This window comes from Streptomyces sp. NPDC046859 (genome assembly GCF_040645135.1).
Lineage (GTDB): Bacteria > Actinomycetota > Actinomycetes > Streptomycetales > Streptomycetaceae > Streptomyces.
Map to the genome: position 1 here is coordinate 149,898 of NZ_JBEYXR010000011.1, position 22,675 is coordinate 172,572.

Consider the following 22,675-nt stretch of genomic DNA (forward strand, 5'->3'; position numbering starts at 1 on the left):
GCCGTCGGCGTCGGACCGGCCGCGCCCGGGTCGGCGGGTCACCCGTCCGGCGCAGGCCGCCCGCCGTGACCGCACACACGGGCCCACCGGCCCGGACGCCCCGCACCGGCCCGTCGCGGAGGGTGAACGGCCGCGCGCGGGGTGGTGGCCGCGTCCGTAATCGGGTACATACGATCGGGTAGCACCCGTCGGTAGCCACATGGCCCCTGATCCCGATTCGCGGCGAGGTGAGCCTCATGTCCGCAGCACCCCCCAAACCCACCGTCACCGAACGTGAGGCACGGCAGGTGGCCGAGGCCGCCCGCCAGCAGGAGTGGCGCAAGCCCAGCTTCGCCAAGGAGCTGTTCCTCGGCCGGTTCCGCCTCGACCTCATCCACCCCCACCCGATGCCCACCGACGAGGCGACCCAGCGCGGCGAGGAGTTCCTCGCCAAACTGCGCGACTTCGTCGAGACCAAGGTCGACGGCGCCCTCATCGAACGCGAGGCCCGCATCCCGGACGACGTCGTCGACGGGCTCAAGGAGCTCGGCGCCTTCGGCATGAAGATCGACACCAAGTACGGCGGTCTCGGTCTCGGGCAGGTCTACTACAACAAGGCCCTCGCCCTGGTCGGCTCGGCCTCCCCGGCGATCGGTGTGCTGCTGTCGGCCCACCAGTCGATCGGCGTACCGCAGCCGCTGAAGCTGTTCGGCAGCACCGAGCAGAAGGAACGCTTCCTTCCGCGCTGCGCCCGCACCGACATCAGCGCCTTCCTGCTGACCGAGCCCGACGTCGGCTCCGACCCCGCCCGCCTGGCCACCACCGCCGTGCCCGACGGGGACGACTACGTCCTCGACGGCGTGAAGCTGTGGACCACCAACGGCGTCGTCGCCGACCTGCTCGTCGTCATGGCCCGGGTCCCGAAGTCCGAGGGCCACAAGGGCGGCATCACCGCCTTCGTCGTCGAGACCAACTCGCCCGGCATCACCGTCGAGAACCGCAACGCCTTCATGGGCCTGCGCGGCATCGAGAACGGCGTCACCCGCTTCCACCAGGTCCGCGTCCCCGCCGCCCAGCGCATCGGTCCCGAGGGCGCCGGCCTGAAGATCGCGCTGACCACGCTGAACACCGGCCGGCTCTCGCTGCCCGCGTCCTGCGTGGCCGCCGGCAAGTGGTGCCTGAAGATCGCCCGCGAGTGGTCGGCGGCCCGTGAGCAGTGGGGCAAGCCCATCGCCCACCACGAGGCCGTCGGCTCGAAGATCTCCTTCATCGCGGCCACCACCTTCGCGCTGGAGGCCGTCACCGACCTCGCCGCCCAGATGGCCGACGAGGACCGCAACGACATCCGGATCGAAGGCGCCCTCGCCAAGCTGTTCGCCTCCGAGATGGGCTGGCTCATCGCCGACGAACTCGTCCAGATCCGCGGCGGCCGCGGCTTCGAGACGGCCGACTCGCTCCGGGCGCGCGGCGAGCGCGGCGTCCCCGCCGAACAGGTCCTGCGCGACCTGCGCATCAACCGCATCTTCGAGGGCTCGACGGAGATCATGCACCTCCTCATCGCCCGCGAGGCCGTCGACGCCCACCTCTCCGTCGCCGGGGACCTCATCGACCCCGACAAGTCCCTCCAGGACAAGGCGAAGGCGGGCGCGAACGCCGGTGTCTTCTACGCCAGGTGGCTGCCGAAGCTGATCGCCGGTCAGGGGCAACTGCCCTACACCTTCAGCGAGTTCAAGCAGGGTGTCGACCTCTCCGGGCATCTGCGGTACGTCGAGCGCACCGCCCGCAAGCTCGCCCGCTCCACCTTCTACGGCATGTCCCGCTGGCAGGGCCGCATGGAGAGCAAGCAGGGCTTCCTCGGCCGGATCGTCGACATCGGCGCCGAGCTGTTCGCCATGAGCGCCGCCTGCGTGCGCGCCGAGCACCTGCGGGCCCGCGGCGAGCACGGCCGCGAGGCCTACCAGCTCGCCGACGCGTTCTGCCGGCAGTCCCGGCTGCGCGTCGAGGAGTTGTTCGGCCGCCTGTGGTCCAACACCGACGACCTGGACCGCAAGGTCGTCAAGGGCGTGATGTCCGGCACGTACGCCTGGCTGGAGGAGGGCATCGTCGACCCGTCCGACGACGGCGGCGTCTGGATCGCCGACGCCACCCCGGGCGCGAGCACGCGTGCGAACGTCCACCGCCCGATCCGCTGAGCGCCCCGTGAGGGGTCACCGCCCGCGGCGGCCCCTCACCATCCTGTTACCCACCCGATGGGGACACGCGGTCCTGCCCGCCGACCGCTGCGGCCACAATGGGGGGATGAGTGACAGTCCAGCCTCCCCCCTCGCCGACCCGCACCTCGTCTACGACCCCGTGGCGGGCGGCGGTCCCAAGGACGTGGTGATCCTCGGCTCCACCGGCTCGATCGGCACCCAGGCCATCGACCTCGTGCTGCGCAACCCGGGCCGGTTCCGGGTCACGGCGCTGTCCGCGAACGGCGGCCGGGTCGCGCTCCTCGCCGAGCAGGCGCACCGGCTCCAGGTCCGGACCGTCGCCGTCGCCCGCGAGGACGTCGTCCCGGCCCTGCGCGACGCTCTGCGCGACCGTTACGGCGCGGGGGAGCCGCTGCCCGAGATCCTCGCGGGACCCGACGCGGCCACCCAGGTCGCCGCCTCCGAGTGCCACACCGTCCTCAACGGCATCACCGGCTCCATCGGCCTGGCCCCCACGCTCGCCGCGCTGGAGGCCGGCCGCACCCTCGCGCTCGCCAACAAGGAGTCGCTCATCGTCGGCGGCCCCCTGGTCAAGGCGCTCGCCAAGCCCGGGCAGATCATCCCGGTCGACTCCGAGCACGCCGCCCTCTTCCAGGCGCTGGCGTCCGGCTCGCGCGCGGACGTGCGCAAGCTCGTCGTGACCGCGTCCGGCGGCCCCTTCCGCGGCCGGACCAGGGCCGAGCTGGCGGACGTCACCGTCGACGACGCCCTCGCACACCCCACCTGGGCGATGGGCCCGGTCATCACGATCAACTCCGCGACCCTCGTCAACAAGGGGCTCGAGGTCATCGAGGCGCACCTGCTCTACGACATTTCCTTCGACCGCATTGAGGTGGTCGTGCATCCCCAGTCGTATGTCCACTCGATGGTCGAGTTCACCGACGGTTCCACGATCGCCCAGGCGACGCCGCCCGACATGCGCGGCCCCATCGCCATCGGGCTGGGCTGGCCCGAGCGCGTCCCGGACGCCGCGCCCACCTTCGACTGGAGCAAGGCGTCGACGTGGGAGTTCTTCCCGCTCGACGACGAGGCGTTCCCCTCGGTGAACCTGGCGCGGCACGTGGGCGCACTCGCGGGCACGGCCCCGGCGGTGTTCAATGCCGCCAACGAGGAGTGCGTCGAGGCCTTCCGGGCCGGCGCACTGCCGTTCAACGGCATCATGGAGACCGTCACGCGGGTGGTGGAGGAGCACGGCACCCCGAGCTCGGGAACTTCGCTGACCGTCGCGGACGTCCTCGAAGCGGAGACCTGGGCCCGCGCACGCGCCCGGGAACTGGCGGCACACACGGCGGAGGCCCGTGCATGACGACCCTGATGTTCATCCTCGGCATAGTGCTGTTCGCGGTCGGGCTGCTGTTCTCGATCGCCTGGCACGAGCTGGGGCACCTGTCCACGGCCAAGCTGTTCGGCATCCGCGTGCCGCAGTACATGGTCGGCTTCGGCCCCACGATCTGGTCGCGGAACAAGGGAGAGACCGAGTACGGCGTCAAGGCGATCCCGTTCGGTGGCTACATCCGGATGATCGGCATGTTCCCGCCCGGCCCCGACGGCCGGCTGGAGGCCCGCTCCACCTCGCCGTGGCGCGGCATGATCGAGGACGCGCGCTCCGCGGCCTTCGAGGAGCTGAAGCCGGGCGACGAGAGCCGCCTGTTCTACACGCGCAAGCCGTGGAAGCGGGTCATCGTGATGTTCGCGGGCCCCTTCATGAACCTGGTGCTCGCGGTCGCCCTGTTCCTCACCGTGCTGATGGGCTTCGGCATCCAGCAGCAGACCACCACGGTCAGCTCGGTCTCCCCGTGCGTCATCGCGCAGACCGAGAACCGCGACACGTGCAAGGCGTCCGACCCCAGGTCCCCGGCCGCGGCCGCGGGCATGAAGGCCGGCGACAAGATCGTCGCATTCGGCGGCGTGCGCACCGAGGACTGGAACACCCTCTCCGACCTCATCCGTGACAGCGCCGGCAAGCAGGTGCCGATCGTCGTCGACCGGGGCGGCCGGGAGGTCACCCTCGAAGCGAAGATCGCCACCAACCGGGTCGTCAAGAAGGACGCGAGCGGCGCCTACGTCGAGGGCGAGTACATCAAGGCCGGCTTCCTCGGCTTCAGCGCGGCCAACGGCGTCGTCAAGCAGGACCTCGGCGAGTCGGTGACCTGGATGTCGGACCGGGTCGGCGACGCCGTCGACTCCCTGGTGGCCCTGCCCTCCAAGGTCCCCGCCCTGTGGGACGCGGCGTTCGGCGACGGCCCCCGTGAGCCGGACTCCCCGATGGGCATCGTCGGCGCCGCCAGGGTCAGCGGGGAGATCGCCACGCTCGACATCCCGGCGTCCCAGCAGCTGGCCACGTTCGTCTTCCTGCTGGCCGGGTTCAACCTCTCCCTGTTCCTGTTCAACATGCTCCCGCTGCTGCCGCTCGACGGCGGTCACATCGCGGGCGCGCTGTGGGAGTCGCTGCGCCGGAACCTGGCGCGGGTGCTGCGCCGGCCGGACCCCGGCCCCTTCGACGTGGCCAAGCTCATGCCGGTGGCGTACGTGGTCGCCGGGGTCTTCGTCTGCTTCACCCTGCTGGTGCTCGTCGCGGACGTCGTCAACCCGGTCAGGATCTCCTAGCCCTACGGCGTTCCAGGCGGCCCGGGACCCCGCGTCCCGGGCCGTATTCCATCGAGTGGGTTTACGGGGCGTGAGGTGAGGGGCCGAGCGTCCGTGCCGTAATCTCGGACCCTGGGGCCCGCTGCTGACGGGACCGGACCTTGATCCACGACTTGGGGTTGCACAGCAGATGACTGCGATTTCTCTCGGCATGCCGTCCGTTCCGACCAAGCTCGCCGAGCGCCGCAAGAGCCGGCAGATCCAGGTCGGGTCCGTCGCGGTCGGCGGGGACGCCCCGGTGTCGGTGCAGTCGATGACGACGACGCGCACGTCCGACATCGGTGCGACGCTGCAGCAGATCGCGGAGCTGACGGCCTCGGGCTGCCAGATCGTGCGGGTGGCGTGCCCGACGCAGGACGACGCGGACGCGCTGTCGACGATCGCCCGCAAGTCGCAGATCCCGGTGATCGCGGACATCCACTTCCAGCCGAAGTACGTGTTCGCGGCGATCGAGGCCGGCTGTGCGGCGGTGCGGGTGAACCCGGGCAACATCAAGCAGTTCGACGACAAGGTCAAGGAGATCGCGCGGGCCGCGAGGGACCATGGCACGCCGATCCGGATCGGGGTCAACGCCGGGTCGCTGGACCGGCGGCTGCTGCAGAAGTACGGCAAGGCGACGCCCGAGGCGCTGGTGGAGTCGGCGCTGTGGGAGGCGTCCCTGTTCGAGGAGCACGACTTCCGGGACATCAAGATCTCGGTGAAGCACAACGACCCGGTGATCATGATCGAGGCGTACAAGCAGCTCGCCGCCCAGTGCGACTACCCGCTGCACCTCGGCGTGACCGAGGCCGGCCCGGCGTTCCAGGGCACCATCAAGTCGGCCGTCGCCTTCGGCGCGCTCCTCTCCCAGGGCATCGGCGACACCATCCGCGTCTCCCTGTCGGCCCCGCCGGCCGAGGAGGTCAAGGTCGGCATCCAGATCCTGGAGTCCCTGAACCTCAAGCAGCGCGGCCTGGAGATCGTCTCCTGCCCGTCCTGCGGCCGCGCCCAGGTCGACGTCTACAAGCTGGCCGAGGAGGTCACCGCGGGTCTGGACGGCATGGAGGTGCCCCTCCGCGTCGCCGTCATGGGGTGTGTCGTCAACGGCCCCGGCGAGGCCCGCGAGGCCGACCTCGGCGTCGCCTCCGGCAACGGCAAGGGCCAGATCTTCGTCAAGGGCGAGGTCATCAAGACCGTCCCCGAGTCCAAGATCGTCGAGACCCTCATCGAGGAGGCCATGAAGCTGGCCGAGCAGATGGAGGCCGACGGCGTGGCGAGCGGCGAGCCCTCCGTCGCGGTCGCGGGCTGATCGCCCGCGCCGGCACCGCCCCCCGGCCGGGCCGGGACCACCGGTCACGACCGAGGGGCGGCACGGCACAGCTTCCGCGGGTACAGTGCGGGGACCAGCAGAACCCCAGCGTGAGGCCCCGCACGTGTTGACCCAGACCACCTCACGGGTGCTCGAACCGAGTGACCTGGACGCCGCGCTCGCCGTCCTCGACCGCGAGCCGGTCACCAACGCCTTCGTGACGTCCCGCGTCCAGGTGGCGGGCCTCGACCCCTGGCGCCTCGGCGGAGAGATGTGGGGCTGGTACGACGACGGCATGCTGACGTCCCTGTGCTACGCGGGCGCCAACCTCGTCCCCATCTGCGCCACCCCGCGTGCCGTCCGCGCCTTCGCGGACCGGGCCCGCCGGGCGGGCCGCCGCTGCTCCTCCATCGTCGGGCCCGCCGAGCCCACCGCGCAGCTGTGGCGGCTGCTGGAGCCCACCTGGGGCCCGGCCCGCGAGGTCCGCGCCCACCAGCCGCTCATGGTCACCGACCAGATGCCGGCCGACATCGCCCCGGACCCGTACGTCCGCCGCATCCGCAAGGACGAGATGGAGACGATCCTCCCGGCGTGCGTGGCCATGTTCACCGAGGAGGTCGGCGTCTCGCCGCTCGCCGGCGACGGCGGCCTCCTCTACCAGGCCAGGGTCGCCGAACTCGTCGGGTCCGGCCGCTCCTTCGCCCGCCTCGACCAGGACGGCAAGGTCGTCTTCAAGGCCGAGATCGGCGCCGCGACCGACCACGCCTGCCAGATCCAGGGCGTCTGGGTGGCCCCCGAGTACCGCGGCCAGGGGCTCGCGGCGCCGGGCATGGCGGCGGTCCTGCGCTACGCCCTCGCGGACGTGGCCCCGGTCGCCAGCCTGTACGTCAACGACTTCAACACCGCGGCCAGAAGGACCTACCACAGGGTGGGCTTCCAGGAGGTCGGCGCCTTCATGAGCGTCCTGTTCTGACCGACGCGCCCCCGGGCGCGGAAGGGGCGGCCCCCGGGCCGTGCCAGGACCCCGGCCCGCCCATTGCTTGTAGGCTCCCCACCATGCGCCTTCCCGGTCAGGCACACCGCCGCCACCCCGACGACATCGTGATCGGCCCGCTCGACCTGCCGGCCCGGGTCGACGAGGCCCTCGCGGTCCAGGCGGTGGCGTTCGGACTCGGACCCGACGAAGTCGCCGTACGCCGCCAGATCGTCCTGCGGCACATGACCTACCCCGGCGCCCGCGCCCTCGGCGCCACCTCCGGCGACCGCCTCGCCGGCTTCGTCTACGGCATGCCCAACAGCCGCAGCCACTGGTGGTCCACCGTGGTGGAGCCGTATCTGCGCGCCCAGAGGCTCGACGACTGGCTCGACGACTCCTTCGTCATCACCGAGCTGCACGTGCACCCCGCCTACCAGAACCGCGGCGTGGGCCGCGCCCTGATCACCACCATCACGGACAGCGCCACCGAGCCGCGCTCGATCCTCTCCGCGATCGACACGGACAGCCCGGCCCGCGGCCTCTACCGCTCCCTCGGCTACCAGGACCTCGCCCGCCAGGTCCTCTTCCCCAGCGCCCCGAAGCCGTACGCCGTGATGGGCGCCCCGCTGCCGCTGCGCCGTTAACCGATTTCCACCGTCCCGTCCCGCCCGGCTAACCTCCTGCCATCAACCACATCCGGCAGGAGTACGAGAACCATGGCGAAAGCACCGGTCCAGCGCATGTCCCAGTTGATGGCGAAGACGCTGCGCGACGACCCGGCGGACGCCGAGGTCCTCAGCCACAAGCTGCTGGTCCGCGCCGGCTACGTCCGTCGCACGGCGGCCGGCATCTGGTCCTGGCTGCCCCTCGGCAGGCGGGTCCTGGCCAATGTGGAGCGCATCGTCCGCGAGGAGATGGACGCCATCGGCGCCCAGGAGGTGCTGCTGCCCGCCCTGCTGCCGCGTGAGCCCTACGACGCGACGGGCCGCTGGGACGAGTACGGCCAGGAGCTGTTCCGCCTCAAGGACCGCAAGGGCGGCGACTACCTGCTCGGCCCGACCCACGAGGAGATCTTCACCCTGCTGGTGAAGGACCAGGCGTCCTCCTACAAGGACCTGCCGGTCATCCTCTACCAGATCCAGCACAAGTACCGCGACGAGGCCCGTCCCCGGGCCGGCATCCTGCGCGGCCGCGAGTTCCTGATGAAGGACTCCTACTCCTTCGACACCGACGACGAGGGCCTCGCGAAGTCCTACGCCCTGCACCGCCAGGCATACCAGCGCGTCTTCGAGCGCCTGGGCCTGGACTACCGCATCTGCGCGGCGACCGCGGGCGCGATGGGCGGCTCGAAGTCGGAGGAGTTCCTGGCCCCCGCCGAGGCCGGCGAGGACACCTTCGCGGACTGCCCGAACTGCGACTTCGCGGCGAACACCGAGGCGATCACCTACGAGCTGAAGCCGGTCGAGGCCGCGGACGCGCCCGCGCTCGAGGAGATCCCCACCCCGGACACCCCCACGATCGAGACCCTCGCCGCCCACCTCGGCGTCCCGGCCTCGGCCACCCTGAAGAACCTGCTGGTCAAGGTCGACGGCGAGATCGTCGCCGTCGGTGTGCCCGGCGACCGCGAGGTCGACATGGACAAGGTCGAGGCCCACTTCGCCCCGGCCGTCGTCGAGATGGTCACCGAGGCGGACTTCGCCGAGCGCCCCGACCTGGTGCGCGGCTACGTCGGCCCGCAGGGCCTGGGCGAGAAGGTGACATACCTCGCCGACCCGCGTGTGGCCCCCGGCACCTCCTGGATCACCGGCGCCAACAAGGAGGGCACGCACGCGAAGAACGTCGTCGCGGGCCGTGACTTCCAGGTCGACACCTACGTCGACGTCGTGGTCGTGCAGGAGGGCGACCCCTGCCCCAAGTGCGGCACCGGCCTGAAGCTCGACCGCGCCATCGAGATCGGGCACATCTTCCAGCTCGGCCGCAAGTACGCGGACGCCCTCAAGCTCGACGTCCTCGGCCAGAACGGCAAGCCGGTCCGCGTCACGATGGGCTCCTACGGCATCGGCGTCTCCCGTGCGGTCGCCGCGCTCGCCGAGCAGACCGCCGACGACAAGGGCCTGTGCTGGCCCGCCGAGGTCGCCCCGGCCGACGTGCACGTGGTCGCCGCCGGCAAGGCCCTGCAGACCGAACTGGCCCTCGACGTGTCCGAGAAGCTGTCCGCGGCCGGGCTGCGGGTGCTGTGCGACGACCGCGCCGGCGTCTCGCCGGGCGTGAAGTTCACGGACTCGGAGCTGATCGGCGTCCCGCAGATCCTGGTGGCCGGGCGCCGCGCGGCCGAGGGCGTCGTCGAGCTGAAGGACCGCAGGACCGGTGAGCGCGAGGAGCTGACGGTGGACGAGGCGATCGCCCGCCTGACCGCCTGACCGGCGCACCCCTTCGACGCCCGGCCGTCCCTCGGAGAGAGGGGCGGCCGGCGGCCGTCCTCGGTCCGGCGCGGCTCAGCCGGCCTCGGCCGCGTGGACACAGGACACCAGTTCGTGGGGGAGCTCCACGCCCATGCCGCAGAAGCAGCACAGCGGGCCGCCCCGGGAGGCGGGAGCCCCCAGGTCGATCATGAGGATGTCCGCCACTTCTCTGAGCACGTCACCCGCCGGCGCGCTGCGGGCCACCATGATGCTGACCTCGTCGGGGTCCCAGACCGCGATGCCCGCCAGACCGTCCGTCACGGCAATGCGAACGCACACAACTGCCTCCCCAGGCATGCCTACGGCACGAGCGTTCCGCTCCGGGAGGTCAGCGGCTGACTGATGGTACCGATGTGTGTGGGGTTCGTGAGGACTTTCGTCATATTCTTCCGGAGCGCGCCCGGCGTCCGTTATGGCCGGGGGAGACCGGCGACCCGCTCCGCGCGCCGCTCGCACGGCACTGACCTCACACGATACGGCTGACCTGGAGCATCGCCTCGGCGTCCTTGAGCAGCGCGCGCTGGCGTGACTCCGGCAATTGCCGGTACAGCTTGAGGAGCCGGGCCTCGCGCTCGTCGCCGCTGGGACCCGGCACCGGCCGGCCCACCGCTTCGAAGAACTCCCGCGGTGTCGTGCGCACGCCCCAGCGCCGGAACACGTCGACCATGGCCCGCAGTTTCTCCGGGTCGATGCGCGAGGTGCCGCGCGTGCGGTTCATCCAGGCGTTGAGCGTCGGGTACGAGATGCCGGACTCCGCCGCCAGGTCCTTCTGGGTCCGGTCCGGCACCTGGGCCAGCAGGCGTTCGAGCAGGGCCGCCAGATCCTCGTCCCGGTGCTGGGCGTGCCGGGCGGCTTCGGGATCTGCCGGGTGCTGACTCCTCTGGTTCGTCACGCTCAGAGGATCGGCCATCAATATCTACAAGCGCAAGTAGATCGCAGATCAGCGAAGGTACTTCGGGAGCACGCCGGAGCGTTCCGGGGGTGCCGGTGCTCCTGTGCGCCCCGTCCGCGCCCTCAAGTCTCACGCTCCGTAGGCTTCTTGACACGATATGCATCTACATGAAGACTGTAGACGCCCTGGGAGGGGATCGCGGGTTTCCGCCGTGGCCTGCGCGCGTCCGTCCAAAGAATCTACATCTACATGCGTATTGCAGAGGAGAAGCCGTCGTGTCCCAGCCGGACAACGTCACCACCGCCCCGGCCGGCCCGGAGCCCGAACTGGTCGCCCGGGCCCGCGCAGGCGACCGGGAGGCGTTCGCCGCCCTGTATTTCGAGCACTACCGCGTCGTCTACGCGTTCCTCCTGGTTCGCACCCGCAACCGACATCTGGCCGAGGACCTCACCCAGGAGGTGTTCGTCCGCGCCCTGCGCCGCATCGGCACCTTCCACTGGCAGGGCACCGCCTTCGCCGGATGGCTCACCACGATCGCCAAGAACCTCTGGCTCGACGAACTCGGGCGCGGACGCACGCGATGGGAGACCCCCGTCGCCGAGTTCGACGATCCCCGGGACGCACAGCGAGGCACCGAGGCGCTCGTCCTGCGCGAACTGGACGCCGTCGAGGCCCAGGAGACCGTCCACACCGCCCTGCACCGGCTCAACCCGCACCAACGGCACTGCCTGGAGCTGCGCTTCCTGGACGAACTGAGCGCACAGGAGACCGCGGTGGCCATGGGACGCAGCGTCGGCGCGGTCAAGACGCTCACCTACCGGGCGCTGCGGAAACTGCGCTGGACGACCGAGGCGGTGTCCGCGTGAACGGCGACCTCCCCCAGGCCGGCGGGGCGATCCGTGCGGTCCTGCGGTCCGTGGACCCCGAACCCGCCGCCGTCGACCCCGCCGGCCTGCCGGCCGCCCCCGGCCGCTCCCTGGGCACCGTGCTGCACCGCACCGCGGACGGAGGCTGGTCCCGCCGGCCGCGCCCGCTCACCGACCTGGAGCGCAAGGCCCTCGCCTGGGACGCCTCCTGCGCCCGCGCACGCTCCGTCGCCCGCGCGGTCGAGCGCCACCTCGCCGGGCACGCGGGCCCCTCCGACGTGCGCGTGGACGGCGACCGGGTACGGGTCGTGCTGCGCGTGGACGGCGCCGAGTGCTGGAGCCGCTGGCGCGCCTACTTCCACATCACCGTCGTGGGGGAGGGGAGCCGCCCCCACACCCTGGTCGGCGAGGGCGAGCGCGACGGCGTCCGCGTCACCGTGGTGGCCCACGGCGCCGCGACCGGACGGCGGGGGCGCCGGCCCTTCCGCGTCGGCGACGCCACATACGATCTCGCGTCACCGCTGCGCGACGCCCACGGCGACGTGTGGTACTTCCAGGGCTGCCGGCGGCCCGACGGGATGCCGCTGCTGTCCCTGGACGGGCGCCCCGAACGGTGCTCCCTGGCCAATGTGGCGGCCCATCTGGGCCCCCTGTCCCCGGTGTGCGACGCCCGCCGCGCCGGGGTCCGCACGTCCCCGCCCGAGCCGGCCGGATGACCCCGGCGGTACCTGACGGCGGATCACGCCTCTGGGAACTGCGCGCGGCCTGCCGGGAGTGGGACGCCGAGCTGTGGTTCACCCGTCGCACGTGGCCCCTCGCGGTCGCGATCTGCGCGCTCTGCCCCGTGCTCGAACCGTGCCGGGACGCCGTGCTGCGACGGGAGCGGGGACTGCCCCGATGCCGTCGGCAGGGCGTCGTCGCGGGTCTGACCGGCCCCCAGCGGCACGCGCTGGAACAGACGGGGCACTCCCCGGGGGCCCTGCCCGCGCCGCCGAGCAGGCGGCCGGTCGCACCGGACTCCCCGCCCGGACCCGTACGACCCGCTCTGGTGCGCCGTGCCGAGAGCGGGCCGCCGGCCGCGCCACCCGTGCCGGCGCCACCCACTCCACCCACTCCAGCCACTCCACTCACTCCGCCCGCGCCGGCGCCGCCCGGCCCGCCCGCGCCGGAGGAGAGGAACCCGCCCGACCCCGGCCCGCCTCCGTCCGGGCCGCGCTCCGGCGCCGACGAGGCTGACCCGCCCGCGCCCGACCGGCGGACGGCCGAGCGGGGCGGCGACACGCCGTCGCGCATACGCCCCGCGCCCTGTGGCACGCGCGCCGCCTACCAGCGGCATCTGCGACGGGGCGAACCCGTCGACGCGGCGTGCCGGGCCGCCAACACCTACGAGGCCGGGCGCTACCGCCGTACCGGCTCCACCCGCGCCCGCGTCCCGCGCCCGCCCGCATGACCCCGCCCCGTACCGCGGCCGTTCGCCGGCCGCCCCCGTCCCGTCCCCGTGCCGCGCCGGAGTGTCCCGCGGTCCGGTCCGAAGCCGTTCGTCCACCGACACGGAGTACCTCATGCCCACGTCCCCCACGTCCCCGCCGTCCGACGAACCCGCGGCCGGCGAACCCCGGCCTCCGGGGCGCCTGCGCCGCGCGGCCACCGCACTGCGGCGGGGGCTCCGGGCGGCCGGCCCGCCCCGGCGGAAGTGCGAGCGGGAACTGGAGCAGTGCCGGCAGGAGCGCGACCGCTGGCAGCGCTACGCCGACTCCTACGAGCGGGACCTGACCCGCGTACGGCTCGAACGCGCCCAACTGCTGGCCTGGCTGGCCGCACTGCACCCGGCGAGCGCCGTCCTCACCCGGGGCGCCGACGGCATCCACCAGCTCGGCATCGAGGCGGGCGGCCGGCAGCTCTCCTGGCCCCTGCACCCGGCCGACCTGCCGCAGTTCGCGCACATCCCGTACGCCCCGCACACCGTGGGACCGTACGGCCGCGCCATCGGGGACCAGGCGGCCCATCTGCGGCGGCACACCCGGCTGCTGGCCATGGAGGGGATGCTGTTCGCGACGACCCGCGATGACCGCTGAGCACCCCGCCGGACTCCGGCCGGCAGGCTCGGGAGGCACGTCGGCCGGACCCACCGCGCCCCCCTGCGAGAGCTCCCCGCAGGGGGGCGCGGCTCGCGGCCTACAGCCAGCTCGCGAACTCCAGCAGCAGCTCGGCATCTTGCGGCCGCCCGACCCGCAGCGCCCGTACACCCGACTCCACGGCACGGAACAGCGTCCACCCGCGCAGCCGTTCCTGGTCGACCTCCAGGGACTCCGCGAGGCGCTTGACCCTGCGGCGCGTCGTCGAGGCCCCGGACGGGGAGGCGACCAGATCCTCCACCCGGTCCCGCACCAGCCGCGCCAGATCGAACGCGCACTCACCGACCACCGGGTCCGGCCCCACCGCCAGCCACGGCATCCGCTCCCCGGCGAGCACCTTGCTCTGCCGGAACGTGCCGTGCAGCAACTGCCGCTCCGCGGGCGCCGCCAGCAGCTCGTCCCGGGCCGCGAGCGCGGCGTCGACCAGCACCGCCACATCCGTCCGCTCCGACGCGGTCGCCCGCATCGCCTCCGACTGCCGTCCCGTGCGCTCCTCGACCGTCTCGAAGGGGTGCCCGTCCGGGGGCGCCACCCACAGCCGGCGCAGCGTCCCCGCCGCCTCCAGCAGCGCCTTCGCCTCCGGCAGCGACCGCACCGACCGGTCCGGGCGCAGCCGCTCCAGCAGCAGCACACCCTCGGTCACGAACGGCTCGATGAGCTGGACGGCACCGGTGCCGCCCCAGTGCGCGAGCGCGGCCCGCTCGCTCTCCGGACGGGCACGGGGCGGGGCCAGCTTCAGCACCGCCGGGGTGCCGTCGGCTCGCCGGACCAGCACCACCAGGCTGCTGCGGCCGCCGGGCAGCTGCACCCGCTCCACGGTCAACTCGCGCAGCTCGACGGCGCGCCAGGTCGCCCGCGGCAGCTCCTCCAGCCAGGCGTCGCCGTCCGGCGCCGTCTCACCGAGCGCCCTGACCAGACGCTGCGGCGGTTCGAAAGCCATGCGCGAGTCGTCCCTTCCGTCCTGCCCGTCGGTGTCCTGCGGCCCGCGTCACGCGGTGGGCGCCGCCGGCGCGGACGACGTGTCCGCCCGCTCGGCGAGCCCAGGGAAGGCTACGCTCTCGCCCCGCCAGCGCACCGCCCGGACCGCCGCCTCCCGCAACGCCTCGGCGGCCGTGCCGCGCAGTTCGCCCCCGGCCGCCCGCACCAGGTCCCCGTACACGCCGGCCACCCGGCTCTCCAGCTCGGCGGCGAACAGCACCGCCGTGGCCCCGTCCGTCACCGGGAACGGCAGCGCGTACCCGGCGCTCGCGGCGACCGGGTCGGCGCCCAGGTCGCGCACCGCGCGCGCCAGCGCGTCCCGCCGCGCCCGGTGGGCCTCGTACGCGGCGCGCGCGTCGGAGCGCCGCTCCTCGCCGATCCGCCCGCCGACCACGCCGTACCCGTAGACGGCCGCGTGCTCGGCGGCCAGCGCCGCCTGAAGCGCCCTCACCCTCGCCTTGTCCGCCTCGCTCACCTGGCACCCTCCGTCAGCAGGAACGCGTGCGCGGCCCCGGCCGCCGCCACCGAGGCGAGCAGCCGTGCCAGTTCACCGGGCATCTCGAGAAGGGTCTTGGCCCGCTGGTCCGCGAGCGTCCGTTCGGCGGCGGCGAGTTCGGCCAGCGCGTCCCGCTCGTCCGCGGGCACCGCCGGGATCGAGGCGGAGGCCGAGGCGGAGGCCGAGGCGGAGGACGACGGGGAGGTGGACGCCGAGGGCGACGCCGACGACCCGGACGCGCCCCCGCCGAACGCCTCCACATGCCGTACGGCCTCCGCCCGCAAGGGGGCCACCAGCCGCTCCAGCGCCGGATGGGCGGCGAGGACGGCGTCGTACCGCCCGACCAGGCCCTCGCTGTCCCGGGCCGCACGCGCGCGGGCCCGCTCGGCGAGCGACGGACTGCCGCCCGTACCGCCGTCCGGGTCACCGGACGCCGAGGAGCAGCCCGCGAGCAGCGCGGCTCCCGCGGCCGAGGCGAGCAGGGTTCTTCTGCGCGGTCCCGGGAGGACGCGCGGGGGCGGGGGGTACGGCACGGCGACTTCCTCGGGGAGTACGTACGAAAGCACTTGCGACGGCGGCCGCCCGGTCAGCGGGCCGCGGGCCCGTGATCACCGTACCCGCGCGGCGCGGCGGTGCCACTCATCGGCACCGGTCACCCGCAGGTGGACGGCAACACACCCTGCGACCGGATACCCTTTGACCTGACACGCGCCCCATCCCACAACAGCACACGCGGCCGAGGAGTCACCCGGATGAGCACCACCCAGAGCGAGAGGCTGCGAGCACTCCTGGAACCCCTCGTCAGCTCCCAGGGACTGGACCTCGAAGAGATCGAAGTGGACTCGGTCGGACGCAAGCGTGTGCTGCGCGTCGTCGTCGACTCCGACACCGGGGCCGATCTGGACCGGATCGCCGATGTGAGCCGCGTGCTCTCGGCGAAGCTGGACGAGACGGACGCGATGGGCGAGGGCGAGTACACCCTCGAGGTCGGCACCCCGGGCGCGGAACGCCTCCTCAAGGAGCACCGCCACTACGTGCGTGCCGTCGACCGCCTGGTGAAGTTCCAGCTCGCCGAGGGCGGCGAACTGGTGGCCCGCATCCTCGAGGTCGACGACGACGGTCTCGACGTCGAAGTGCCCGGGGTCAAGGGTCGCAAGGCCACCAGCCGCAGACTCGCGTTCCCGGAGATCGAGAAGGCGCGCGTGCAGGTCGAGTTCAACCGCAAGGACAAGAAGGAAGAGGAGGCGTAGCCGTGGACATCGACATGAGTGCCCTGCGGGGCTTGGTTCGGGAGAAGGAGATCTCCTTCGACCTGCTGGTCGAGGCCATCGAGTCGGCCCTCCTCATCGCCTACCACCGCACCGAGGGAAGCCGCCGACACGCGCGCGTGGAGCTCAACCGGGAGACCGGGCATGTGACCGTGTGGGCGAAGGAGGACCCCGAGGACCTCGAGGAGGGCCAGGAGGCCCGCGAGTTCGACGACACCCCGTCCGGGTTCGGCCGTATCGCCGCCACCACCGCCAAGCAGGTCATCCTGCAGCGGCTGCGCGACGCCGAGGACGACGCGACGCTCGGCGAGTACGCCGGCCGCGAGGGCGACATCGTCACCGGTGTGGTCCAGCAGGGCCGCGACCCGAAGAACGTGCTCGTGGACATCGGCAAGCTGGAGGCCATCCTGCCGGTGCAGGAGCAGGTCCCCGGCGAGACCTACCAGCACGGCATGCGGCTGCGGTCGTACGTGGTACGCGTCGCCAAGGGTGTGCGCGGACCCTCCGTGACCCTGTCGCGCACCCACCCGAACCTGGTGAAGAAGCTCTTCGCGCTGGAGGTGCCGGAGATCGCCGACGGATCCGTCGAGATCGCCGCCATCGCGCGTGAGGCCGGTCACCGCACCAAGATCGCCGTGCGCTCCACCCGCAGCGGCCTGAACGCCAAGGGCGCCTGCATCGGCCCCATGGGCGGCCGGGTGCGCAGTGTCATGGGCGAACTCAACGGTGAGAAGATCGACATCGTCGACTGGTCGGACGACCCGGCCGAGATGGTGGCGAACGCGCTCTCCCCGGCCCGCGTCTCCAAGGTGGAGGTCGTGGACATGGCGACCCGGTCCGCCCGGGTGACCGTGCCGGACTACCAGCTGTCGCTGGCGATCGGCAAGGAAGGGCAGAACGCCCGGCTCGCGGCCCGGCTCACCGGCTGGCGCATCGACATCCGGCCGGACACCGAGCAGGCCGGGGAATAGATCCAGGCCTCAGGTCGCTCAGATCACGTCAGGTTATCGCCCGGCAACTGTTCGAATCCTGCCCCGAAGGGGTGAGGTCCGTACGGGGAGGTAGACTTAACTTTGTCTGGCCGGACACGCGTCCGCGCATGCCCTGAGCGCACCTGTGTGGGGTGCCGGGAGCGAGCGGCCAAGGCTGATCTGCTGCGGATCGTGGCGATCGAGGACGAGTGCGTCCCCGATCCTCGCGGTACGCTGCCCGGCCGGGGTGCGTATGTGCACCCCGCCCTGGTCTGTCTCGACCAGGCGGTACGTCGCCGGGCGTTCACGAGGGCGTTGCGCGCCCCGGGAGCGCTCGACACAAAGGCGTTGCGCCGATACGTCGAGCAGGCGACACCGTAAGAAGCGTCGCGCGGAACCCCGTGCGGCCCTGGTACCTCGCGAGTCGGAAGTAGGTCGAGATTGCGATGAGCACTCGATGAGTACGCGATGAGTACGCCCATGAAGTAGCGACGGTCCGGCCGCAACCCGGACCTAAAAGGAGCGAAGTGGCTAAGGTCCGGGTATACGAACTCGCCAAGGAGTTCGGTGTGGAGAGCAAGGTCGTCATGGCCAAGCTCCAGGAACTCGGTGAATTCGTCCGTTCGGCGTCTTCGACCATCGAAGCGCCCGTTGTCCGCAAACTGACGGACGCCCTCCAGCAGGGCAACGGCGGCGGCAAGTCCGCCCCCGCACGCAAGGCTGCCCCGGCGAAGCCGGCAGCCCCCTCTCCGGCGCAGGGAGCCCGTCCGGCTCCGCCGCGCCCCCCGGCTCCCAAGCCGGCGGCCGAGAAGCCCGCGGCACCCGCCGCGCCGGCCTCTTCCGGCTCCCGTCCCACTCCGGGCCCGAAGCCCGCGCCGCGGCCCGCCCCGGCGTCCCCGGCTCCGACCACGCCCGAGTTCACGGCGCCCCCGTCGGCGCCCGCCGCTCCGGCGGCCTCGCAGGGCCAGGGCTCCGGCACGCGTCCGGGCGCCCCGCGTCCGGGTGGCCAGGCGCCGCGTCCGGGTGCTCCGCGTCCCGCCGGCCAGCAGGGCGGCCAGGGCCGCGGTGAGCGTCCCGGCGCCCCGCGTCAGGGTGGCCAGGCGCCGCGTCCCGGCGCCCGTCCGGCCGGTCCCCGTCCGGGCAACAACCCCTTCACCTCCGGCGGCTCCACCGGCATGGCGCGCCCCCAGGCGCCCCGTCCCGGCGGTGCCCCGCGTCCGGGTGGCCCCGGTGCCCCCGGCGGTGCCCCGCGTCCGCAGGGCCAGGGTCAGGGCGGTCCCCGTCCCCAGGGCGCGGCGGGCGGTCCCCGTCCGCAGGCTCCGGGCGGTCCGCGTCCCACGCCGGGCGGCATGCCCCGTCCGCAGGGCGGCGCCCCCCGTCCCGGTGGTCCGCGTCCCAACCCGGGCATGATGCCGCAGCGTCCCGCGGCCGGCCCGCGTCCCGGCGGCGGCCCCGGTGGCCGTGGTCCCGGTGGCGGCGGTCGTCCCGGTGGTGGCGGCGGCGGTCGTCCGGGTGGCGGCGGTTTCGCCGGCCGTCCGGGTGGCGGTGGCGGCGGTTTCGCCGGTCGTCCCGGTGGTCCCGGTGGCGGTGGCGGCGGCTTCGCCGGTCGTCCCGGTGGTCCCGGTGGTGGCGGCGGCCGTCCCGGCTTCGGTGGCCGTCCCGGTGGTCCCGGTGGCCGCGGTGGCACGCAGGGTGCCTTCGGCCGTCCCGGTGGTCCCGCGCGTCGTGGCCGCAAGTCGAAGCGGCAGAGGCGCCAGGAGTACGAGGCCATGCAGGCCCCGTCGGTCGGCGGTGTGATGCTGCCTCGCGGCAACGGCGAAGCCATTCGCCTGTCGCGCGGTGCGTCGCTCACCGACTTCGCGGAGAAGATCAACGCCAACCCGGCGTCGCTCGTCGCGGTCATGATGAACCTCGGCGAGATGGTCACCGCGACCCAGTCCGTCTCCGACGAGACGCTGGAGCTCCTGGCCAGCGAGATGAACTACACGGTTCAGATCGTCAGCCCCGAGGAGGAGGACCGCGAGCTTCTCGAGTCCTTCGACATCGAGTTCGGCGAGGACGAGGGCGACGAGGAGGACCTGGTGGTCCGCCCGCCGGTCGTCACCGTCATGGGTCACGTCGACCACGGCAAGACCCGACTGCTCGACGCCATCCGCAAGACGAACGTCATCGCGGGCGAGGCCGGCGGCATCACCCAGCACATCGGTGCCTACCAGGTCGCGACCGAGGTCAACGACGAAGAGCGCAAGATCACCTTCATCGACACCCCGGGTCACGAGGCGTTCACCGCCATGCGTGCCCGTGGTGCGAAGTCGACCGACATCGCGATCCTGGTCGTCGCGGCCAACGACGGCGTCATGCCGCAGACGGTCGAGGCGCTCAACCACGCCAAGGCGGCCGACGTCCCGATCGTCGTCGCGGTCAACAAGATCGACGTCGAGGGCGCCGACCCGACCAAGGTGCGCGGTCAGCTCACCGAGTACGGGCTGGTGGCCGAGGAGTACGGCGGCGACACGATGTTCGTCGACATCTCCGCCAAGCAGGGTCTGCACATCGACTCCCTGCTGGAAGCGGTCGTCCTGACCGCGGACGCCTCGCTCGACCTGCGGGCCAACCCGAACCAGGACGCGCAGGGCATCTCGATCGAGTCCCGTCTCGACCGCGGCCGTGGTGCCGTGGCGACGGTCCTCGTCCAGCGAGGCACCCTGCGGGTGGGCGACACGATGGTCGTGGGCGACGCCTACGGTCGCGTCCGCGCCATGCTCGACGACAACGGCAACAACGTCGCCGAGGCTGGTCCGTCCACGCCGGTCCAGGTGCTGGGTCTGACCAACGTCCCGGGTGCCGGCGACAACTTCCTGGTGGTCGACGAGGACCGTACGGCCCGTCAGATCGCCGAGAAGCGCGCCGCCCGTGAGCGCAACGCCGCGTTCGCCAAGCGCACGCGCCGCGTCTCGCTCGAGGACCTGGACAAGGTGCTCAAGGCCGGCGAGGTCCAGCAGCTGAACCTGATCATCAAGGGTGACGCGTCTGGTTCCGTCGAGGCCCTCGAGTCGTCCCTGCTCCAGCTGGACGTCGGCGAAGAGGTCGACATCCGCGTCCTGCACCGCGGCGTCGGTGCGGTCACGGAGTCCGACATCGACCTGGCCATGGGCTCCGACGCCATCGTCATCGGCTTCAACGTCCGGGCAGCCGGCCGTGCGCAGCAGATGGCGGAGCGCGAGGGCGTGGACGTCCGGTACTACTCGGTCATCTACCAGGCGATCGAGGAGATCGAGGCGGCCCTCAAGGGCATGCTCAAGCCGGAGTACGAGGAGGTCGAGCTCGGTACGGCGGAGATCCGCGAGGTCTTCAAGTCGTCCAAGCTGGGCAACATCGCGGGTGTGCTCATCCGCTCCGGCGAGGTGCGGCGCAACACCAAGGCGCGCCTCATCCGCGACGGCAAGGTCGTCGCGGAGAACCTCAACATCGAGGGTCTGCGTCGCTTCAAGGACGACGTCACCGAGATCCGCGAAGGGTTCGAGGGCGGTATCAACCTCGGCAACTTCAACGACATCAAGGTCGACGACGTCATCGCGACGTACGAGATGCGCGAGAAGCCGCGCGTCTGATCCCAGCACGCGATCGGGGCCGGTCGGCGCGAGTTCCCGGAAGGGAAACTCCGTCGATCGGCCCCGGCCGTTGCGTGTACGGTTCCGGTATCGGCGCCGAGCGTGGCGCCCGTACCCCGAACCGGCGGGACATCCGGACACACATGTATGTGGGGACTCTGTCCTTCGACCTGCTCCTCGGCGACGTCCACTCGCTCAAGGAGAAACGCTCCCTCGTCCGTCCCATCGTGGCCGAGCTCCAGCGCAAGTACGCGGTGAGCGTGGCCGAGACGGACCACCAGGAACTCCATCGCCGGGCGGAGATCGGCCTCGCGGTGGTCTCCGGGGACATGGGACACCTCACCGGCGTACTGGACCGCTGCGAGCGGCTGGTCGCCGGACGCCCCGAGGTGGAACTGCTCTCGGTTCGACGCAGGCTCCACAGCGACGAAGACTGAAGCAAGACGTAAGCACTTAAGGAGACGGACCAGTGGCCGACAACGCGCGTGCCAAGAGGCTGGCGGACCTCATCCGAGAGGTGGTGGCCCAGAAGCTGCAGCGCGGGATCAAGGACCCGCGGCTCGGCTCGCACGTCACCATCACGGACACCCGCGTCACGGGGGACCTGCGGGAGGCGACCGTCTTCTACACGGTGTACGGCGACGACGAGGAGCGGGCGGCCGCGGCGGCCGGTCTGGAGAGCGCCAAGGGCGTCCTGCGGTCCGAGGTCGGCCGGGCCGCCGGGGTGAAGTTCACCCCGACCCTCACCTTCGTCGCCGACGCCCTGCCGGACACCGCCAAGACCATCGAGGACCTCCTCGACAAGGCGCGCCAGTCCGACGAGAAGGTCCGCGAGGCGTCGGCGGGCGCCAACTACGCCGGTGAGGCGGACCCGTACCGCAAGCCGGGCTCCGAGGACGAGACGGACGGCGACACCGCGGAATGACGCAGAAGAACACCACGCCCGACGGCCTTGTCATCGTCGACAAGCCGTCGGGCTTCACGTCGCACGACGTGGTCGCCAAGATGCGCGGCATCGCCCGCACCCGCCGGGTCGGGCACGCCGGCACCCTCGACCCGATGGCCACGGGCGTGCTCGTCCTCGGCGTCGAGAAGGCGACCAAGCTGCTCGGTCATCTCGCCCTGACCGAGAAGGAGTACCTGGGCACGATCCGCCTGGGCCGGACCACGCTCACCGACGACGCCGAGGGCGAGATCACGGGGTCCACGGACGCCTCGAAGGTCACCCGCGACGCCGTGGACGCCGGGATCGCCAAGCTGACCGGCGACATCATGCAGGTCCCCTCCAAGGTCAGCGCCATCAAGATCGACGGCGTCCGCTCCTACAAGCGGGCCCGCGAGGGCGAGGACTTCGAGATCCCGGCCCGCCCGGTCACCGTGTCGTCCTTCTCGGTGTACGACCTCCGCGACGCCGTCGCCGACGACGGGACCCCCGTCCTCGACCTGGTCGTCTCGGTCGTCTGCTCCTCCGGCACCTACATCCGGGCCCTCGCCCGCGACCTCGGTGCCGACCTGGGCGTCGGCGGGCACCTCACCGCACTGCGCCGCACCCGCGTCGGCCCGTACAAGCTGGACGCCGCGCGGACGCTGGACCAGCTCCAGCAGGAGCTCACGGTCATGCCGATCGCCGAGGCCGCCACGGCAGCCTTCCCCCGCTGGGAGATCGACCCCCGGCGCGCCCGGCTGCTCACGAACGGCGTCCGCCTCGACATGCCCGACGAGTACACCGGTGCCGGAGCCGTCGCGGTCTTCGACGCCGAGGGCCGCTTCCTCGCGCTCGTCGAGGAGCACAAGGGCAAGGCCAAGAGCCTCGCCGTGTTCAGCTGAGCGCCCGCACGGCAGCACGCGGTGCCTG

Annotated in this window: 23 protein-coding genes; 18 read left to right on the top strand and 5 right to left on the bottom strand. The window is 72.3% G+C overall.

Features of this window, described 5'->3' with window-relative positions:
- The first annotated feature begins 236 nt into the window (after positions 1–236).
- The 7 genes from ABZ899_RS18740 to ABZ899_RS18770 all read left to right on the top strand — a co-directional run bounded on the left by ABZ899_RS18740 (position 237) and on the right by ABZ899_RS18770 (position 9,561).
- Positions 237–2,171 carry an acyl-CoA dehydrogenase family protein gene (locus ABZ899_RS18740; protein WP_361347060.1) on the top strand — a complete coding sequence of 645 codons (1,935 nt, stop codon included), beginning with the start codon at positions 237–239 and terminating at the stop codon, positions 2,169–2,171.
- Positions 2,172–2,277: 106 nt separating this feature from the next.
- Positions 2,278–3,537: a 1-deoxy-D-xylulose-5-phosphate reductoisomerase gene (gene dxr, locus ABZ899_RS18745; protein ID WP_361347063.1), complete on the top strand. Its 1,260-nt coding sequence runs from the start codon at positions 2,278–2,280 to the stop codon at positions 3,535–3,537.
- 8 nt (positions 3,538–3,545) lie between these two features.
- Positions 3,546–4,838, top strand: a complete 1,293-nt coding sequence (locus ABZ899_RS18750) for a site-2 protease family protein (RefSeq protein ID WP_361347253.1) — start codon at positions 3,546–3,548, stop codon at positions 4,836–4,838.
- 169 nt (positions 4,839–5,007) lie between these two features.
- Positions 5,008–6,165, top strand: coding sequence for a flavodoxin-dependent (E)-4-hydroxy-3-methylbut-2-enyl-diphosphate synthase (ispG, locus tag ABZ899_RS18755; protein ID WP_361347066.1), 1,158 nt, complete (start codon positions 5,008–5,010; stop codon positions 6,163–6,165).
- Between the two features lie 124 nt (positions 6,166–6,289).
- Complete coding sequence (locus ABZ899_RS18760) at positions 6,290–7,138, top strand: GNAT family N-acetyltransferase (RefSeq protein ID WP_361347069.1); 849 nt, start codon at positions 6,290–6,292, stop codon at positions 7,136–7,138.
- Positions 7,139–7,221: 83 nt separating this feature from the next.
- Positions 7,222–7,785, top strand: a complete 564-nt coding sequence (locus ABZ899_RS18765; protein WP_361347072.1) for a GNAT family N-acetyltransferase — start codon at positions 7,222–7,224, stop codon at positions 7,783–7,785.
- A 72-nt stretch (positions 7,786–7,857) separates the two neighbouring features.
- The gene (locus tag ABZ899_RS18770; RefSeq protein ID WP_361347075.1) at positions 7,858–9,561 is read left to right on the top strand and encodes a proline--tRNA ligase; all 1,704 of its coding nucleotides are present in this window, start codon (positions 7,858–7,860) and stop codon (positions 9,559–9,561) included.
- A 75-nt stretch (positions 9,562–9,636) separates the two neighbouring features.
- On the opposite strand, the gene ABZ899_RS18775 is transcribed toward ABZ899_RS18770, so the two are convergent.
- Positions 9,637–9,882, bottom strand: coding sequence for a hypothetical protein (locus ABZ899_RS18775; RefSeq protein ID WP_361347078.1), 246 nt, complete (start codon positions 9,880–9,882; stop codon positions 9,637–9,639).
- A 187-nt stretch (positions 9,883–10,069) separates the two neighbouring features.
- Complete coding sequence (locus ABZ899_RS18780) at positions 10,070–10,495, bottom strand: helix-turn-helix transcriptional regulator (protein WP_361347081.1); 426 nt, start codon at positions 10,493–10,495, stop codon at positions 10,070–10,072.
- 275 nt (positions 10,496–10,770) lie between these two features.
- On the opposite strand from ABZ899_RS18780, the gene ABZ899_RS18785 reads away from it, so the two are divergent.
- The 4 genes from ABZ899_RS18785 (at position 10,771) to ABZ899_RS18800 (ending at position 13,436) form a co-directional block, all read left to right on the top strand.
- Positions 10,771–11,361: a sigma-70 family RNA polymerase sigma factor gene (locus ABZ899_RS18785; RefSeq protein ID WP_361347084.1), complete on the top strand. Its 591-nt coding sequence runs from the start codon at positions 10,771–10,773 to the stop codon at positions 11,359–11,361.
- Positions 11,358–12,077 (top strand): BN159_2729 family protein, encoded by a 720-nt coding sequence (locus tag ABZ899_RS18790; RefSeq protein ID WP_361347087.1) that lies wholly within the window; start codon positions 11,358–11,360, stop codon positions 12,075–12,077. Before ABZ899_RS18785 ends, ABZ899_RS18790 begins: the two co-directional genes overlap by 4 nt.
- Entirely contained in the window at positions 12,074–12,811 is a 738-nt protein-coding gene (locus ABZ899_RS18795) for a WhiB family transcriptional regulator (protein WP_361347089.1), read from the top strand. Before ABZ899_RS18790 ends, ABZ899_RS18795 begins: the two co-directional genes overlap by 4 nt.
- Before the next feature lie 112 nt (positions 12,812–12,923).
- Positions 12,924–13,436 (top strand): hypothetical protein, encoded by a 513-nt coding sequence (locus tag ABZ899_RS18800; RefSeq protein WP_361347092.1) that lies wholly within the window; start codon positions 12,924–12,926, stop codon positions 13,434–13,436.
- Between the two features lie 100 nt (positions 13,437–13,536).
- Here the strand turns inward: ABZ899_RS18800 and ABZ899_RS18805 are convergent, their stop codons facing one another.
- From ABZ899_RS18805 to ABZ899_RS18815, 3 genes are read right to left on the bottom strand one after another with little or no spacing between them, the layout of a single operon-like run.
- Positions 13,537–14,436, bottom strand: a complete 900-nt coding sequence (locus ABZ899_RS18805; protein WP_361347095.1) for an aminoglycoside phosphotransferase family protein — start codon at positions 14,434–14,436, stop codon at positions 13,537–13,539.
- A 48-nt stretch (positions 14,437–14,484) separates the two neighbouring features.
- Positions 14,485–14,949 carry a ferritin-like domain-containing protein gene (locus tag ABZ899_RS18810; protein ID WP_361347098.1) on the bottom strand — a complete coding sequence of 155 codons (465 nt, stop codon included), beginning with the start codon at positions 14,947–14,949 and terminating at the stop codon, positions 14,485–14,487.
- Complete coding sequence (locus ABZ899_RS18815) at positions 14,946–15,503, bottom strand: hypothetical protein (RefSeq protein WP_361347101.1); 558 nt, start codon at positions 15,501–15,503, stop codon at positions 14,946–14,948. Before ABZ899_RS18815 ends, ABZ899_RS18810 begins: the two co-directional genes overlap by 4 nt.
- Positions 15,504–15,722: 219 nt before the next feature.
- Between ABZ899_RS18815 and rimP the strand changes: the two genes are divergently transcribed.
- From rimP to truB, 7 genes are all read left to right on the top strand, one after another.
- Positions 15,723–16,220, top strand: coding sequence for a ribosome maturation factor RimP (gene rimP / locus ABZ899_RS18820; protein ID WP_361347104.1), 498 nt, complete (start codon positions 15,723–15,725; stop codon positions 16,218–16,220).
- Positions 16,221–16,222: 2 nt separating this feature from the next.
- Complete coding sequence (nusA, locus tag ABZ899_RS18825; RefSeq protein WP_361347107.1) at positions 16,223–17,209, top strand: transcription termination factor NusA; 987 nt, start codon at positions 16,223–16,225, stop codon at positions 17,207–17,209.
- A 102-nt stretch (positions 17,210–17,311) separates the two neighbouring features.
- Positions 17,312–17,590 carry a YlxR family protein gene (locus ABZ899_RS18830; RefSeq protein WP_361347110.1) on the top strand — a complete coding sequence of 93 codons (279 nt, stop codon included), beginning with the start codon at positions 17,312–17,314 and terminating at the stop codon, positions 17,588–17,590.
- 146 nt (positions 17,591–17,736) lie between these two features.
- On the top strand, positions 17,737–20,820 hold the full coding sequence (gene infB, locus ABZ899_RS18835; RefSeq protein ID WP_361347113.1) for a translation initiation factor IF-2: 3,084 nt from the start codon (positions 17,737–17,739) through the stop codon (positions 20,818–20,820).
- A 143-nt stretch (positions 20,821–20,963) separates the two neighbouring features.
- Positions 20,964–21,257: a DUF503 domain-containing protein gene (locus tag ABZ899_RS18840; protein WP_361347116.1), complete on the top strand. Its 294-nt coding sequence runs from the start codon at positions 20,964–20,966 to the stop codon at positions 21,255–21,257.
- Between the two features lie 32 nt (positions 21,258–21,289).
- Entirely contained in the window at positions 21,290–21,745 is a 456-nt protein-coding gene (rbfA, locus tag ABZ899_RS18845) for a 30S ribosome-binding factor RbfA (protein ID WP_361347119.1), read from the top strand.
- Positions 21,742–22,647: a tRNA pseudouridine(55) synthase TruB gene (gene truB, locus ABZ899_RS18850; RefSeq protein WP_361347121.1), complete on the top strand. Its 906-nt coding sequence runs from the start codon at positions 21,742–21,744 to the stop codon at positions 22,645–22,647. The genes rbfA and truB overlap by 4 nt, the downstream gene beginning before the upstream one ends.
- Positions 22,648–22,675 lie beyond the last annotated feature (28 nt).

Bases quoted from the DNA above. Each gene is read 5' to 3' on its own strand.
- ABZ899_RS18740 (WP_361347060.1), top strand. From the start codon at position 237: ATGTCCGCAGCACCCCCCAAACCCACCGTCACCGAACGTGAGGCACGG.
- dxr (WP_361347063.1), top strand. From the start codon at position 2,278: ATGAGTGACAGTCCAGCCTCCCCCCTCGCCGACCCGCACCTCGTCTAC.
- ABZ899_RS18750 (WP_361347253.1), top strand. From the start codon at position 3,546: ATGTTCATCCTCGGCATAGTGCTGTTCGCGGTCGGGCTGCTGTTCTCG.
- ispG (WP_361347066.1), top strand. From the start codon at position 5,008: ATGACTGCGATTTCTCTCGGCATGCCGTCCGTTCCGACCAAGCTCGCC.
- ABZ899_RS18765 (WP_361347072.1), top strand. From the start codon at position 7,222: ATGCGCCTTCCCGGTCAGGCACACCGCCGCCACCCCGACGACATCGTG.
- ABZ899_RS18770 (WP_361347075.1), top strand. From the start codon at position 7,858: ATGGCGAAAGCACCGGTCCAGCGCATGTCCCAGTTGATGGCGAAGACG.
- ABZ899_RS18795 (WP_361347089.1), top strand. From the start codon at position 12,074: ATGACCCCGGCGGTACCTGACGGCGGATCACGCCTCTGGGAACTGCGC.
- ABZ899_RS18800 (WP_361347092.1), top strand. From the start codon at position 12,924: ATGCCCACGTCCCCCACGTCCCCGCCGTCCGACGAACCCGCGGCCGGC.
- ABZ899_RS18805 (WP_361347095.1), bottom strand. From the start codon at position 14,436: ATGGCTTTCGAACCGCCGCAGCGTCTGGTCAGGGCGCTCGGTGAGACG.
- rimP (WP_361347104.1), top strand. From the start codon at position 15,723: ATGAGCACCACCCAGAGCGAGAGGCTGCGAGCACTCCTGGAACCCCTC.
- ABZ899_RS18840 (WP_361347116.1), top strand. From the start codon at position 20,964: ATGTATGTGGGGACTCTGTCCTTCGACCTGCTCCTCGGCGACGTCCAC.
- truB (WP_361347121.1), top strand. From the start codon at position 21,742: ATGACGCAGAAGAACACCACGCCCGACGGCCTTGTCATCGTCGACAAG.